At 69.8% G+C, this 14,553-nt stretch carries 15 protein-coding genes; 3 read left to right on the top strand and 12 right to left on the bottom strand.

Annotated features, from left to right (window positions below):
- Nucleotides 1-374 precede the first annotated feature (374 nt).
- The 8 genes from H7F38_RS03530 to H7F38_RS03495 are packed head-to-tail and all read right to left on the bottom strand — an operon-like array spanning nt 375 to nt 8,308.
- On the bottom strand, nt 375-1,376 hold the full coding sequence (locus tag H7F38_RS03530; RefSeq protein ID WP_187092888.1) for a proline racemase family protein: 1,002 nt from the start codon (nt 1,374-1,376) through the stop codon (nt 375-377).
- Between the two features lie 15 nt (nt 1,377-1,391).
- The gene (locus tag H7F38_RS03525) at nt 1,392-2,858 is read right to left on the bottom strand and encodes an NAD(P)/FAD-dependent oxidoreductase (RefSeq protein ID WP_187092887.1); all 1,467 of its coding nucleotides are present in this window, start codon (nt 2,856-2,858) and stop codon (nt 1,392-1,394) included.
- Nucleotides 2,839-3,129, bottom strand: coding sequence for a (2Fe-2S)-binding protein (locus tag H7F38_RS03520; RefSeq protein ID WP_222618414.1), 291 nt, complete (start codon nt 3,127-3,129; stop codon nt 2,839-2,841). The genes H7F38_RS03525 and H7F38_RS03520 overlap by 20 nt, the downstream gene beginning before the upstream one ends.
- Nucleotides 3,126-4,295: an FAD-binding oxidoreductase gene (locus H7F38_RS03515; RefSeq protein ID WP_222618413.1), complete on the bottom strand. Its 1,170-nt coding sequence runs from the start codon at nt 4,293-4,295 to the stop codon at nt 3,126-3,128. The genes H7F38_RS03520 and H7F38_RS03515 overlap by 4 nt, the downstream gene beginning before the upstream one ends.
- Nucleotides 4,292-5,224, bottom strand: a complete 933-nt coding sequence (locus tag H7F38_RS03510; RefSeq protein ID WP_187092885.1) for an ornithine cyclodeaminase family protein — start codon at nt 5,222-5,224, stop codon at nt 4,292-4,294. The genes H7F38_RS03515 and H7F38_RS03510 overlap by 4 nt, the downstream gene beginning before the upstream one ends.
- The gene (locus H7F38_RS03505) at nt 5,221-5,886 is read right to left on the bottom strand and encodes a GntR family transcriptional regulator (RefSeq protein ID WP_187092884.1); all 666 of its coding nucleotides are present in this window, start codon (nt 5,884-5,886) and stop codon (nt 5,221-5,223) included. The genes H7F38_RS03510 and H7F38_RS03505 overlap by 4 nt, the downstream gene beginning before the upstream one ends.
- On the bottom strand, nt 5,886-7,406 hold the full coding sequence (locus H7F38_RS03500; RefSeq protein ID WP_187092883.1) for an aldehyde dehydrogenase (NADP(+)): 1,521 nt from the start codon (nt 7,404-7,406) through the stop codon (nt 5,886-5,888). Before H7F38_RS03500 ends, H7F38_RS03505 begins: the two co-directional genes overlap by 1 nt.
- Entirely contained in the window at nt 7,403-8,308 is a 906-nt protein-coding gene (locus H7F38_RS03495; RefSeq protein ID WP_187092882.1) for a dihydrodipicolinate synthase family protein, read from the bottom strand. The genes H7F38_RS03500 and H7F38_RS03495 overlap by 4 nt, the downstream gene beginning before the upstream one ends.
- Before the next feature lie 192 nt (nt 8,309-8,500).
- Here H7F38_RS03495 and H7F38_RS03490 point away from each other — a divergent pair, with 192 nt between their 5' ends.
- Nucleotides 8,501-9,388 (top strand): hypothetical protein, encoded by an 888-nt coding sequence (locus H7F38_RS03490; protein ID WP_187092881.1) that lies wholly within the window; start codon nt 8,501-8,503, stop codon nt 9,386-9,388.
- A 123-nt stretch (nt 9,389-9,511) separates the two neighbouring features.
- Nucleotides 9,512-11,248 carry a Na+/H+ antiporter gene (locus tag H7F38_RS03485; protein ID WP_187092880.1) on the top strand — a complete coding sequence of 579 codons (1,737 nt, stop codon included), beginning with the start codon at nt 9,512-9,514 and terminating at the stop codon, nt 11,246-11,248.
- 143 nt (nt 11,249-11,391) lie between these two features.
- On the opposite strand, the gene H7F38_RS03480 is transcribed toward H7F38_RS03485, so the two are convergent.
- The 4 genes from H7F38_RS03480 to H7F38_RS03465 all read right to left on the bottom strand — a co-directional run bounded on the left by H7F38_RS03480 (nt 11,392) and on the right by H7F38_RS03465 (nt 14,008).
- Nucleotides 11,392-12,159 carry an ANTAR domain-containing protein gene (locus H7F38_RS03480; RefSeq protein ID WP_187092879.1) on the bottom strand — a complete coding sequence of 256 codons (768 nt, stop codon included), beginning with the start codon at nt 12,157-12,159 and terminating at the stop codon, nt 11,392-11,394.
- A 134-nt stretch (nt 12,160-12,293) separates the two neighbouring features.
- The gene (locus H7F38_RS03475) at nt 12,294-13,145 is read right to left on the bottom strand and encodes an NAD(P)-dependent oxidoreductase (RefSeq protein ID WP_187092878.1); all 852 of its coding nucleotides are present in this window, start codon (nt 13,143-13,145) and stop codon (nt 12,294-12,296) included.
- A 120-nt stretch (nt 13,146-13,265) separates the two neighbouring features.
- Nucleotides 13,266-13,703 (bottom strand): hypothetical protein, encoded by a 438-nt coding sequence (locus tag H7F38_RS03470; RefSeq protein ID WP_187092877.1) that lies wholly within the window; start codon nt 13,701-13,703, stop codon nt 13,266-13,268.
- Nucleotides 13,700-14,008 (bottom strand): antibiotic biosynthesis monooxygenase, encoded by a 309-nt coding sequence (locus H7F38_RS03465; RefSeq protein ID WP_187092876.1) that lies wholly within the window; start codon nt 14,006-14,008, stop codon nt 13,700-13,702. Before H7F38_RS03465 ends, H7F38_RS03470 begins: the two co-directional genes overlap by 4 nt.
- A 212-nt stretch (nt 14,009-14,220) precedes the next feature.
- Between H7F38_RS03465 and H7F38_RS03460 the strand changes: the two genes are divergently transcribed.
- Nucleotides 14,221-14,427, top strand: coding sequence for a hypothetical protein (locus H7F38_RS03460; RefSeq protein ID WP_187092875.1), 207 nt, complete (start codon nt 14,221-14,223; stop codon nt 14,425-14,427).
- Nucleotides 14,428-14,553: the final 126 nt, after the last annotated feature.

Raw genomic sequence — 14,553 nt, 5'->3', positions numbered from 1 at the left:
GATTCGGCCTCGACGTACTCGTGGAGAGCCGCCCGGCGTGCCTTGGACCAGATCCGTGCGCGACGACGGCGTGGTCCCACATGAGGACGACGTCCCCGAACGGCCAGGACGGACGTCCGAACAGGGCGTCGGTCGCAGGTCGTTCTCGGCCACCATCCGATCCCGCAGCCCGGCCATGTCGGCTGATCACCTCCGCGTCCGGGTCAACCCGAACTTGTTGGAGAACTCAGCCCGAACTTGTTGAGGGACACTGTGACGATCGGCGAACCCTGCAACGTCTTCAAGCATCGGTCACGCTGAAAGGCGCAGGCGCACGGGTGCCGCCGCACGCGCGCTCCAGCACGCGCTACCTCAAGCGCTCCACAGCCCGCGCGCTACAGCACGAAGCCGCGGGGGAACGGATCCCGTGGGTCCAGCATGTACTGCGCGGTGCCGGTGACCCAGGCGCGACCGGTGATGGTCGGGATGACGGTGGTGATGCCGTTCAGCTCGCCCTGTCCGACGAGGCGCCCGATGAAGTGGGTCCCGATGAACGATTCGTTGTCGAAGTCGGTGTCCAGCGCCAACTCTCCGCGCGCGTGCAGCTGAGCCATCCGGGCGCTGGTCCCGGTGCCGCAGGGGGATCGGTCGAACCATCCCGGGTAGATCGCCATCGCATGCCGGGAATGCACGGCATCAGAGCCCGGCGCGGCGAGGTAGACGTGGTGGCAACCGGTGATCGCCGGGTTCCCGGGGTGCACCGGGAGGTCCTGCTCGTCGATGGCCGCCATGATGGCCAGACCGGCGTTCAGGATCTGGTCCTTGTTCGCGCGGTCGAACCCGATGCCCAGTTCCTCGAGCCGGACGATGGCGTAGAAGTTCCCGCCGAACGCCATGTCGTACGAAACCTGGCCCCAGGGTGCCACTTCCACCTTCCGGTCGAGCCCCAGGGCGAAGGACGGCACGTTCGTCAGAGTCACCGACTCCGCCACCTTGTCCTTCACGTGCACCTCCGCGACGACCAGCCCGGCGGGCGTGTCGAGCCGGATGGTCGTCACCGGTTCGGTGACTTCGACCATGCCGGTCTCCACCAGGACGGTGGCCACCCCGATGGTGCCGTGGCCGCACATCGGCAGGCACCCGGACACCTCGATGAACAGCACGCCGTAGTCGGCGTCGGGCCGGGTGGGCGGCTGCAGGATGGCGCCGCTCATCGCGGCGTGCCCGCGGGGCTCGTTCATCAGCAGCTCACGGATGTGGTCCAGGTGCTCGAGGAAGTACGCCCGCCGCTCGAACATGGTGGCACCGGGAATCACGCCCATGCCGCCGGTGATCACCCGCGTCGGCATGCCCTCGGTGTGCGAGTCCACCGAATGGAGAACGCGGTCAGTACGCATGGGGAGCAGTGCCTTTCAGAAGGTGTTGCGGTGATGGGCCTCGGCCAGTTGACCGAGGGTGATCGGCGCTGCGATGGGGCGGCCGGCCACGCCCTGCAGGTCGGCGAGGTTGGGGGTCCGCCCGGCCCGGTCGGCCACCAGGCAACCGGTGGCGTACCCGCACACGCGGCCCTGGCACAGGCCCATTCCCGGTCGCGCGTAGAGCTTCACCGCTCGGGGGTCGGCGGCGCCGAGCTCGACGACCGCCTCGTCGATGGTCCCCAGCGTCACCTCCTCGCAGCGGCAGACGATGGTGTCCTGCGCCGACCAGGTCATCCAGCCCGGGCGTATCGGGTAGGCCTGCAGCAGAGCGGCTGCGAACCGCTGCTGGGAGGCCCGGCGGCGGACCAGGCGGCGCATGACCGGCAGGTCGGGACGCACCCCGACGGCGGCGTGCGCGGCGTTCCGCCCGGCGATCTCGCCCTCGGTGACCGACAGCGCCGCCCCACCGACGCCGGTGGCCTCGCCCGCGACCCAGACGCCCTCAGCGCTGCTGCGCTGATCGCCGTCCACCACTGCGACCAGGCTTCCGTCCACGTCCAGGCGGGTGGCGCAGCCGAGTTGGACGGCCAGCTCGAGTTGGGGGGTGAAACCGTAACCGACGGCCAGGGTGTCGCAGTCGATCTCCCGCTGGGAACCCTCGACGACCTTCCAGCCCCGATCCAGCTTCGCCACGGTGACGCCGGAGACGGACGAGACCCCTCGGGCTGCGATCACGGCGGTCCGGGTGCGGTAGGGGATGTGGTGACGGGCGAGAACCCGGGCGTAGTGAGCACCCTCGCCGAGCTTGCCCAGATTCTGGGCCACCGCGATCGGATGCCGGGCGAAGGCGGTCGGGGCGCCGCCGGCCTCGAAGACGCCGACGACCTCTGCTCCGGCGCCGGCCAGCCCGGCGGCCACGGCGAGCAGGAACGGTCCGGTACCTGCGACCGCGATCCGGGAGCCGGCGACCACGCCGTGGCCCTTGAGCAACGCCTGGGTCCCCCCGGCGGTGAACACTCCCGGCAGGGTCCAGCCGGGGAACGGCAGCTGCCGATCGTAGGCACCGGGAGCGAGAATCACCGTCCTGGCCAGGATCGAGTGCTGCCCGTCGTCGGTGGTGGTGTTCACGCGGAAACCGTTGTCCAACAGGGTCTCCACCTGCCAGACGGAGTGGCCGGCGAGATTTTCGATCCGCTCGGGCTGCTGGTCGATCCTTCGCCTCAGCCCGGCGAAGATCGGCCAGCCGGTGTGGTGACGGCCGTCGTCCTCGGCCAGATGACGCCAGTACTGGCCGCCGATTCTCCGGCCGGCGTCGATCAACGCGACCCGGGCGCCGGCGGCCGCCGCGGCCCCGGCGGCAGCCAGGCCGGCCGGGCCCGCACCTAGCACCGCGATGTCGAAAACGACCTCCGGACCGGACTTCCGGGGGCCCGAGGAGAATTCAGGCGAGGAGATCGGCATGACCGGCTCCCTGCTGGGTGCTGACGACGTCGCCGGGCCGGACCTCGACCAGGCAGGCCCGGCGGCTGGGCCGGTCGTTGACCGTCACCAGGCAGTCGAAGCAGATACCGATGCCGCAGAAGATTCCTCGAGGGGCGTCGTCGAACCGGGTGCGCCGCCAGGAGCGATGTCCGGCCGCGATCAGGGCCGCTCCGATGGACTGCCCGCTGACGGCGGGAATCGCCTCGCCGTCGAAGGAGAACGTGATCTGTTCCCTGCTGATCGGGATCACCTTGCTGTGACCTCCTCGAATCGGTGCGGACGGAACGGCGTCAGGTCGAGGTCCGGCGGCGCGCCGGTGATCACCTGCGCGATCAGTCTGCCGGTTCCTGCCGAGAGCCCGATCCCGGCCCCCTCGTGGCCGGTCGCCTGGATCAGCCCGGGCGCGCGGGGGTCGGCCCCGATCACCGGGAGGTGATCGGGACAGTACGGACGGAACCCGAGATACGTTCGCAGCAGGGTGACGTCGGCCAGGAAGGGGAACACCTCGACCGCCTGGGCGGCGAGCTTCCGGATGACGGGCAACGACATGGTGCGATCGAACCCGACCCGCTCCCGGCTCGCGCCGATCAGGATCGACCCGGCCTTCGTCCCCTCGACGACCACCGACGTCTCGAGCCCGGCGTCACTGCTGGCCACGTTCGCGACGTACTCGGCGGTGTAGACCTTGTGGTGGACGACCTTCGGCATCGGCTCCGTCACCAGGATGAATCCCCGGCGTGGCAGGACCGGAATGGGGGCGCCGGCCAGTTCGGCGATCCGACCGGCCCAGGTGCCAGCCGCGTTGATCACCCACGCGGCCGAGATCCTCGGCTCCGTCGGGGAATCGGTGAGGACACCGGCCAGTGCGCCGCCCGGGCCACGCAGGAAACCGGTGACCGACGTGTCAGTGACCACCCGTACCCCCCGGTTGCGTACGTGTCGCATCAGCTGTGCAGTGGCCAGCATCGGCTGGATCTGGCTGTCCTGGGGGTAGAAGGCTCCACCGGCACAGGCGCGGGACAGGTGCGGTTCGAGCTCCAGCAGATCGGAAGCGTCGAGGTCGACCGACTCGATGCCGGCCGCCCGCTGGTGCGCGGCGAAAACCCGCAGGGCCGCAGCGGTCGACTCGTGGGCCGCCACCACCACGCCACCCTTGCGTTCGTACTCCAGGCGATGGGCCCCGATCTCCTGCGCCAGCTCCGACCACAGCCGGGAGGACAGCAGTGCGAGATCCAGCTCGGGACCGGGTTCTTTGTCGGACAACAGGATGTTGCCCTCGCAGGATGCCGTGGTGCCGCCTCCGATCGGTCCGCGCTCGACGACGGTCACGTCGAGCCCGGCTGCGGAGCAGTAGAACGCGGCGGCGGCGCCGACCACGCCGGCGCCGATGATCACCACCTCCGGCGACCGCGTCACGCGGGCACCCCGGTGAGCCACGCCGCCCGCGCGGCCTCCGCCACGACGAGGTCCTGCCACCCCATGCCCACACTCTTGAACACCGAGATGCCGGGAACGGCGGGTGCACAGAGCATCTCGGCCAGGTCGATCAGATCCGACGCCACCAACGCACCGCCGGCGACCGCCATGACGACGTCTCCGGCCTCCCGTAACGCCGTGTCGCGGTCCTCGGCCACCACGCGCGCCGCCCGGGCGAACACCCGCTCGTCCAGCTCGCGGACGCCGGGCCGGTGCGATCCGATGGCCACGACGCAGGCGTGATCGGCGAGCAGATCGCCGTCGAAGACCGGTACCGGGGAAGTGGTGGCGCACAAAACGATGTCGGCGTCGCGAACCGTTTCGACGCCTCCTGGTCGGGCGGTGAGCCCCTGGTCCTGGAGCGCAGCGCACAACCCGTCCGCACCGCTCGGCCGGCGCGAGACGACCCGCACCGAGGTGATCGGCCGGATCGCGGCGACGGCCCGGACGTGCGCCAGCGCCTGCGGACCGGTACCGAAGACGGCCACCACCCGGGCGTCCGGTGCCGCCAGATACCGCACCGCCAGTGCCGAGACGGCCGGCGTCCGCAGCGAAGTCAGCGCGGATCCCTCGATCAGGAGCCGGGGTGTCAGCGTCGCGGCGTCGAACAGGACGTAGAGACCCTGGATCCGCGGCAGACCGGCGAACGGGTTGGCCGGGGCCAGCGAGAGCAGCTTGACCCCCACGGCGTCGGCGGATTCGGCCGGCATCAACAACAACTCGCCGGCGCTGGTGGCGACGGAACTGCGCGGCCGGGAGGCGGCCGGATCGAGACCAGCACGCAGCGCCGCCTCCAGCGCGTCCCCGGCCGCCCGCCAGGACAGCAGGGAGGTCAGGGTGTCTGCGTCGATGTACGGGATTCCGCTCACCCGAGACCGACCGAGCCCCAGTCGGTCCGGATGTGTTCGAGATGCTCGACCATCAGCTGCCGGAGGCGTTCTGGTTCGTCGGCGACCATCGCGTCCAACAGCAGGACATGGGACTCCGCGGTGCGCTGCAGCTCTTCGGAACCCAGTTGGGTGGCCAGCTTGAGCTGACGGGTCCGGTCGCGCAGCGACCTGACGGTGGCGACCAGCCTCTCGTTGCCGAGTACCCCCAGCAGTCCGAGGTGGAAGGCGAGGTCGGCCGCCAGGTAGGCCACCACGTCCTCCCGTGCCACCGCGCGGACGATATCGTCGGCCAGCAGCCGGAACTCGTCCTCGCGGGCGCGCACCTCGGCATGACCGGCCAACCTCACCATCGACGGGATCTCGAGCAGCGCGCGCATCTCGTAGATCTCCTGCCGGTCCCTCTCGCCCAGCGGCAGGACCCGGTAGCCACGGTTGCGGACCGCCTCCATCACGCCCTGGTCCACCAGCGAGAGCAGGGCCTCGCGGACCGGGCTGGTGGAGACGCCCAGCTCGGCGGCGATGGCCGCGGCCGAGTAGAGCTGACCCTCGACGAGGTCGCCGGTGATCAGGTTCTTCCGCAGGATCGCCAGCACCTTGTCCTTGAGGCTCGACTGCTGGATCCGGCCGCCCAGGGTCTGCATCAGTGCTCCGACCCGCCGGTGGTTCCAGGGCCGCCGGTGACCAGTTTCCCGTCGACCCGGCGGGGAATCCCGAGGCTGTTGTGCTCGTCCAGCGCGACGGGCAGTAAACCGTCCGGAAAGCCCTGATAGGCAACGGGTCTCAGGAATCGGGTGATGGCCCCGGTGCCGACCGACGTGCTCGCCGCAGCGGTGGTGGCCGGGTACGGTCCCCCGTGCTGCTGCGCATGGGTGACGCTCACCCCGGTCGGCCACTGGTTCCAGAGCAGTCGGCCCGCCTTCCGGGCGAGCAGGCGCAGGAGCTCCGGCACGATCGGATCGTCGTCCTGCCCGGCGATGGTGGCGGTGAGCTGCCCGTCGATGGCACGGGCGGCGGTCAGCAGATCCGTCTCGTCCCGGTAGGTGACGATCAGCACGGCCGGACCGAAGCACTCGGCGAGCAACACGTCCGGATCGGCCAGGACGGCAGCGAGCGTGGTCGTCAGGACGGTGGGAGTCGGTGGCGTGCCGAACGTCTGGGTGCCCTGGGCGACGATGTGGACCTGGGGGTGGCCGGCCAATCCGGACAGTGCAGCGCGGTACCCGCGCTGGATGAAGACGTTCAGCAGCGAAGCGGCGGGCGGCAGCTCCGTCTGCACGAGATGGCCGATGATGGCCGATCTCTCGGGGACGAACACGACGCCGGGTTTGGTGCAGAACTGGCCTGCACCGAGGGTGAACGAGCCGACCAGACCGACCGCGATCTCCGTCGCGCGCAACTCCGAGGCGGCCCGGGTGACGAAAACCGGGTTGATGCTGCCCATCTCACCGAAGAACGGGATCGGCTCCGGACGTGCATTGGCCAGGTCGAGCAACGCCCGCCCGCCGGCGATGGAACCGGTGAACGAGCCGGCCTTCACCCTCGGATCGGTCAGGGCCTGACGGCCGGCGTCCTCGCCGAAGACGAGGGCGAACAGTCCGCGGGGTGCGCCGGCCGCCGAGAGCGCCTGCGCCAGCAGGGTACCGGTCACGCGGGAGAGCTCAGGATGCCCGAAATGGGCTTTGACGATCACCGAGCAGCCGGCGGCCAGCGCGGATGCTGTATCGCCGCCGGCGACGCTGAAGGCGAACGGGAAGTTGCTCGCGGCGAACACCACCACCGGCCCCACCGGCTCGAAGACCCGGCGCAGGTCCGGTCGTGGACCCATCCCCCACGCGGCGTCGGCATGATCGATCCGGGCGTCAAGGAACGACCCCTCGCCCAGCACCTCCCCGAACAGCCGCAACTGGAAGGTGGTGCGCCCGAGTTCACCGCGAAGTCGACTTTCGGTCAGATGGCTCTCTCTGATGGCCAACTCGACCAGTTCGTCGGCGTGGGCGTCCAACGTGTCGGCGACCGCCTCCAGCGCCGATCGGCGTTGCGGGAGCGTTGTCGTGGCCCAGAGTTCGGCGGCCAGAGCCGAGGCGTTGACGACGGCGTCGGCCTCGGGATCCGAGCCGATCCGCGGTTCCGCCGGAGCACTCGCGTTCGACGGGGCGGTCACCGGTAGCCCATGGCCAGCACGGCCTCGGTGTCCTTGATGACCTGCGCGGCCGATTCCGGGGACAGCGGCGACCGCGGCGGGCGGCAGGGTCCGCCCTTGCGCCCCGCGACATCCATGGACAGCTTGATGGCCTGGACGAACTCGTGCCGGGAGTCCCAGCGCAGCAACGAATGCAGGTCCCGGTACATCGGCAGGGCGCCGGCCCAGTCGGCCGGATCGGTGGAGGTGGCCAGTTCGTAGAGCTTGAGGCAGTCCTTGGGCAGGGCGTTGGGATAGCCGGCCACCCAGCCGACCGCGCCCGCCAGCCCGAGCTCGAACAACACGTCATCGGCCCCGACGATCAGGTCGAGCCCGGGTGCCAGCTCGTTGATCTGGTACGAGCGGCGGACGTCACCGGAGAACTCCTTGACGCCGACGATGAGGTCTTCGTCGAAGAGGCGGGCCAGCAGTTCCGGCACCAGGTCGACCTTCGTGTCGAAGGGATTGTTGTAGGCGACGATCGGCAGGCCGACCTCGGCGAGGACCCGGTAGTGCTCGACGACGGCCTCGGACCCGGCCTTGTAGACGTTCGGGGGGAGCGCGAGGACCGACTGTGCGCCGGCCTCGGCCGCCTGCTCCACCCAGTGACGCGACTGGTGGCTCGAGTAGGCGGCGACGCCCGGCATCACCCCGAATCCGTCCGGGGCAGCCTGCACGGCCGTGGTCACCACGCGTGCGCGTTCGGCGTCGGACAGCGTCTGGTACTCGCCGAGCGATCCGTTCGCGGTGACGCCGTGCAGACCGTTCTCGGCGAGCCATCGCACATGCTCGGCGTAACCGTCGAAATCGACCGACAGGTCGTCGTGGAACGGAAGCGCCGCTGCGACGTAGACGCCGTGCCAGGGTTTCTTCAGGTCGATCATCCGGGTGGGTCTCCTCGAATCGGCGGTCGGTGGCACGTAACATATTACCTAAGGGCCGCCGACGCAAGTACTCGTGGCCCGGTCCAGCGCGGGACGCCAAACCCGAGCCGCTTCAACCCGCGCGCGGCCGAGCAGACTCTGCAGGTTTTGATCCCGCGTGCGCCGTGCCGGCGGGTCGGCGATGATCGAGAGGTGCCAGCCTCCCCCGCCGACCGCACCGCGCGCCTCCAGCAGGTCTGGGACTCTGCGGCCGGGATGGCACTGCGCGGCGTCCCGCTGGCGGACATCGTGTCCAGGCTGGTGGACATCTCGGGCCCGGAGATCGAACGTGAATCGATCGTCGATGTGCCGGCGAGGGGTCCGGCCTTCTGGGCGTCGATGGCCAAGTCGCTGGCGTGGGGTCTGGCCGCGGAGATCGCCCTGCTCTTCATCGGGTCGCTCAGCCCGCAGCCCCTTCCAGCGTTGAAGGTGATCATCTGCGCCGCGGTGATGGTGTGGGCGGTCGCCTTCGGGGCGCTGGCGGCCAACGGCCGGGTGCGCGAGATCCGTCGGCAGGCCATCGCGGCCAAGCGCAAGGGCGTCGAACGCCTGGCGCGTGACGCGGCGGGTCAGGTCTGGTCCGCCCAGGTCCCTGGCCAGTGGAAACCACTCGGCCCGGCCGTCAAGGCCGCGGCGCCGGGCGTGACGCCGGGCCGGACCACCGCGGCCGATGGCGCTCCCACCGCCTGGCTCAGACGGTTCGGGGTCGATGCGGGTGACGCCGCCGGATTCCTCGTGGACGGGACGTCGGAGAGCGTCCAGCGGCGGGTGCAGGCATCCGGCGGGCTGCCGGTGGTGCTGTTCGTCCTGGCTCCGGGCTTCTTCGAGGACGACGCCCGCACCTATGCCGACCGCTGCGGCGTGGCCCTGTTCGTGATCGACTCCGACCGTCTGCACGCGATGAGCCCGGTGGCCTCGGCCGTCCAGAAGACCTACGCAGACCCGGCCGGCACGCAGGGTCCGGTGAAGGACATCCTGGCCGGCTGGGCCGACGGCGCGGCCAACCGCCCCGGGCTCTACCGGGTCAAGGGCCGCCGGTAGCCCGTTCGGCGTAGCCGGTGCTTCCCGTCGCCGGGGACCCCGCACCCGGCGCGAAGAGTGTGACGCATCTACTATCCCCGGGATAGTGGGTCGCTCGAGCACGAAAGCGGGTACTGAGGCCTCATGGTGCTGTTGCTGCCCGTCGTGGGGCTCGTGCTGGGTGTCCTGCTGGTGAATTCCGCTGCGGTCCGCATCCACGTACCACCGCCGATCATGCTGGTCGCGGTGGCGTTTGCGGTGTCCTGGATCCCCGGTGTCCCGGCGTTCGAGCTGAAGCCCGAATTCGTGCTCGCCGTCCTGATCCCGCCGCTGCTGTTCGGGGCTGCCTTCGAATCCTCCGCGGTGGCCATCCGCCGGCTGGTCCGCCCGATCTTCCAGCTCTCGGTGGTGTTGGTGCTGCTCACGGCGTTCTCGGTCGCGCTGGTGCTCCGTTGGGTACTACCGGGCATCCCGTTCGCGGCGGCGCTCGCCCTTGGCGCGATCGTCGCGCCGCCGGACGCCGTCGCCGCCGTCGCGCTCGGGCGGAGGGTCGGTCTGCCCCGCCGGTTGGTGTCCGTTCTCGAGGGCGAGTCGCTGTTCAACGACGCCACCTCGCTGGTGACCCTGAAGGTGTCCATCGCCGCGATCGGTGCCACGTCGGTGGCCTGGGCCCCGTCGCTCGGTGAGTTCGCCTGGGCCTCGATCGGAGGGTTGCTGATCGGGACGGCGCTGGGTCTGGCGCTGTCGTTCGTCAGGAGGCGTGCGGTCTCGCCGCTGTCGGTCACCGCCCTGTCGCTGATGTCGCCGTTCGCCGCCTACATCGCCGGTGAGGCGGCCCACGCGTCGGGTGTCCTGGTCGTGGTGGTCACCGGTCTGGTCCTGGGCTACCGGTCTCCGCGGGAGGTGCCTGCGTCGGTCCGCCTGACCGAGAACGCGACCTGGGCGGCGCTCCGGTTCGTGCTGGAGGGAGCCGTGTTCGCCCTCATCGGGCTGCAGCTGCGCAACATCTTCGCGTCGCTGGACACCGCAGGTCACCATGTGATCCTGGCCGTCGTCGCGGTCCTGCTGACGGTCATCGTCAGCCGCCCGGTGTGGCTCGCCGTCATCCACGCACTGGTGCGGCTGACGCCCCGGACGACCGAGAAGGTCGACACGCCGGGCATGGTGGTGCTCTCGTGGGCGGGGATGCGCGGCGTGGTGTCGCTGGCCGCTGCCCAGACGCTGCCCGCGCAGACCCCCTACCGTTCCCTGCTGCTGGTGAGCACGATCGCGGTGATCATCGGCACGTTGATGCTGCAGGGCCTCAGCCTGCCCTGGGTGGTCCGGCGGGCGGGGGTGGCGCAGAACCACCGCGAGGACGATCTGCGGGAGCGGGCGCAGGCCCACGCCCAGGCCGGCGAGGCGATCAATGCCCGGGTGGACGAGCTCGTCGACGGCGGTCGGGTTTCGGATCGCCAGGCCGAGCTGATGCGCAAGTGGGCCTCGCTCCGGGACTGGCGCAACTGGGACGACGACGACGAATCGCGCGCCTTCGGCCGTCGGCTCAGCGTGCTGTCGGACTGGCGACGCGCTCTGCTGGGGATCGAACGCTCCGTCGTGGTCGGCCTGCGGGATGACGGGACGCTCTCCGAGGACGTGCTGCAGGAGATGCAGCACGACCTCGATCTGGAGGAGGCGCTGCTGGAACGCCGCTCGGAGGCGGTGGACGGACATCTGGAGGAGCTGCCGCCGCCCGGCGCGCAGGAACCTCGCGTCGCGGCCGGTGGCCCGCCGATCGACCATGACGCCGAGGTCGACGACGGAGACGTCAGCGCCCTGCTGCTGGACGAGCAGCGGGCTGACGGCTCGTCCATCGGGCACCGTGCCGCCCGGGGCGAATAGATGACGACAGCCGGAATGCGACCGACCTTTACTCCTTACGGGTGAAGGGGCATACTGCAGACAGGTTGATTATTCAACCCAGGTGGCTGATCGACTCAGATCCCGATGGTTGAAAAAACAGCCATCGGGATCGTCGTTTCTCCTCACGCGGCCGGCAGTGGCTCACGTCGTACCGCTTCGCCTTCCGGCAGTTCGCGTTCCAGCAACCCGCGCTCCGGCAACGGGGCCAGGGTGGCGATCTCGCCGGTGTAGAGAACGTCGGCTGCGATGTCCCGGAGCTTGCGGTTGCGGTGCTGCGACGCCGTGGTCAGCCGTCGCAGTCCCTGCTCGTAGGTGAGGTTGTGAAGGGCCATCAGCACGCCGACGGCGGCTCCGATGGTTCGGTTGCTCTCCAGAGCCAGCTGGAGATGATCGACCAGAGCGGTCAGTGCGACCCGGTCGAGGGCCAACGCGGCGTGAACCGCATAGGCATCGATCAGCGCCCGGTCGGCCCCGCTGGTCAACGGCTCGGCGAACAGGAAACGGAGATGGCCGTGGTCGCCGGAGCCGGCGGTCAACGGCACCATCAGTTCTGCGGCGACTCCGGTCGCTCCGCGGAGTTGTCGCAGATAGCTGCTGCGCTGGCCTCGCATCGGAGTGGGATCCCGTCTGAGTCCGGGCGGGATCGGTTGGTGTCGCCAGGCTTTCCAGGCCACCTCGGTCAGGCGGCTCAGCCCAGGATCGCTGGAGGCGAGAACCTCGAGTGCGCCGCGGGTGTCGACCCGGACCAGGTCGACTGCCATGCAGGGAAACATCTTTGCGGCCAACTGGGTGATGCGAACCGGTACGTCGGCCACCACCGTCAGGCCGGCCAGGTCCTGGGCGACATCGGCGAGATCGAGCGCGGCGGCGACGCCGTGGTGGAGCGTCATCAGGATCCCTCCGGTGAGGGCCACGGAGTGTGGCCTGCCCCTGACTCTGTCCCCTCGAACCCTCCATTGACAGATAGAAAACTATGCAACGAGGCCCGGAATTGCATACCCCGGGAACGATGCCGGGCCGGGGATCAGAACGCCGTGATCACCGAGGCCATGTCCTGGTCGCCGTGGCCCTGCCGCGAGGCCGAGCCGAAGACGGCGCGCAGGGCATCGATCAGGTCCGTCGTGACGTCGTTGGCGCCGGCCGACGCAGCGATGAGGTCGAGATCCTTGCGGACCCCGTCAAGGGCGAAGGAGACCTCGTAGTTCTCCGCCAACATCGCCGTGCCCTTGAGCTGCAGGTAGGGACTGTCCGAGGGGCCGTCCTTGATCGCATCCAGGACCAGCTGCGGATCCAGTCCGGCGCCGCGGGCCAGGGCGAGGGACTGCGCGGCCGCAGCGGTGAGACTGGCCACCCAGGCGTTGCACGCCAGTTTCAGGGCGCTGGCACTGCCGAGATCCTCTCCTGCCCACAGGGTTCGCGATCCGATGGCGTCGAACACGCTCTGCCCGCCCGGCCGCAGGTCCGGATCGCCCGAGGCCAGGACCACCAGCAGACCCTTCTCGGCGGGCGCCCGGGTGCCCAGCACCGGGGCGTCGAGGACGTTCCAGCCCCGGTCGAGGGCGAGGGTGGCGAGCCGGGCGGTGCCGTCCGGCCCGATCGTCGAGCTCTGCACGATCACGGCCCCTCGGGCGAAGTGTCCGTCGCACCCACGCAGCACCTCGAGGACGGCCTCGACGTCGAAGAGCATCACGACCACCACTTCGGCGCCGGCCACGGCCTCCGCCGCGGTCCCGGCGACCACCGCCCCGTCGTCGGCCAGTGGTTGCGCCTTCTCGACGGATCGATTCCACACCCTGACGTCGAATCCCTCGCGCAGCAGTGATCGGGCCATGCCCGCGCCCATCGTTCCCGTTCCCAACACCGCAACTGTGGTCATGCAGAGCCCGGTTCCCCGGCCGGCCGGGGATCACACGCGCCGCCGGATCGGCTACGCCGGTGCTCGATCCTCCGCAGCCGTGCTCGATCCTCCGCGGTGCTCAGGCGTCCGGGCCGGTGCTCAGTCGTCGGGGACGTAGTCGACGAACTCGCCCGACCGGACGAACGAGGCCGCCTCGGTCAGGGTGTCCGCCAACTGGGCTCCGGCCGGGCCGGTCACCTCTCTACCGACGACCTCGGCACCGATGTCGAGATTGCGGGCCAGGCGATCGACCGGGAAGCCTCGCGCCTCGAGCACGTTCGCCAGCCAGGAGACCTCCTGCTTGACGTCGAAGAATCCGTTCACCGACTGCGCACCCCAGTTGAGCAGGTGCTGGTTGTCGTGCACGCACCAGGCGTAGCCGTTGACGCCGTAGCGCTCCTTCTCGTCGGGGAATTCGTCGCGGTAGCGATGACAGATCTTCTCGGCCAGGGCCAGCAGGTTGATCGGCCCGGCATCCCCCAGTGATGCCGCGCGGGGTGCGTCGTCCTCCGGCGGGAGCGGACGTCCGCCACTCACTGCGCGACCACGTCGTAGGTCTGCAGGTTCTCGAGCCTCTCGAGCTTGATCGCACTCCGCAGACCGGGGTCCATCCGCGCGTGGGACGTGCGGTGGTCGTTGCTCTTCATGTACGTCCGGAAGGACTCCCGGTCGCGCCACCGGCTGACCATCAGTACTTCGCCGGGATCGCGATCGGACCGCCAGACCTGCAGGTCGACGAAACCGTCGTGCGACTCGACCAGCCCGGCACGCCGTCCGAACGCAGTGACCAGTTCGTCCGACCGTTCCGGATCGACCCGGAGGCGGGACAGGGATACGTACATAGTCTACAGTGTAAGGATGCCCGGATCGATGTCAATCACGCGGCGCGGCAGGTCGTTCCGTCAACGGGGCGATGCCGGCAGCGTGGTGCGGGCGGGTGGCCGGCGACAGCTGATGCAGACCACGCGGTGCAGGTTTGACCCGGCCGGACAGTTGGAAACCACCCCTACGATGGAGACGCCGTTCCGGTTCGTCCGAGCAGAAGGTGAAAACCGTGAGCGATCAGCAGGACAAGCCCGAACTCCGGCGCGAGGTGGTCGACCAGTCGGTCGAGGAGCGGGATCCGGCCGACGACTCGGGCGAGGCCGACGACCCGACGGCCAAGGTCGAGGCCTACCCGGAGGTGTTCGACGACCGCATCGCCGAGGCGGAGCAGGCGCTGGAGCGGCACCGCGACGACACCGGAGCCGGTGGCCGCTGATACCCGCCGTAACTATGCAATCAGGCCGCGGGAGACGCCGCTGCGGCTAGTGGAAACCGAATCGGGTACTAAGGAAACATGATCCGGACAAGCGACCGAAGCCACCTGTGACAGGCACGCTCGAAT

This window comes from Nakamurella sp. PAMC28650 (assembly GCF_014303395.1).
GTDB lineage: Bacteria > Actinomycetota > Actinomycetes > Mycobacteriales > Nakamurellaceae > Nakamurella.
This window is presented reverse-complemented; position numbering and strand designations above follow the sequence as displayed.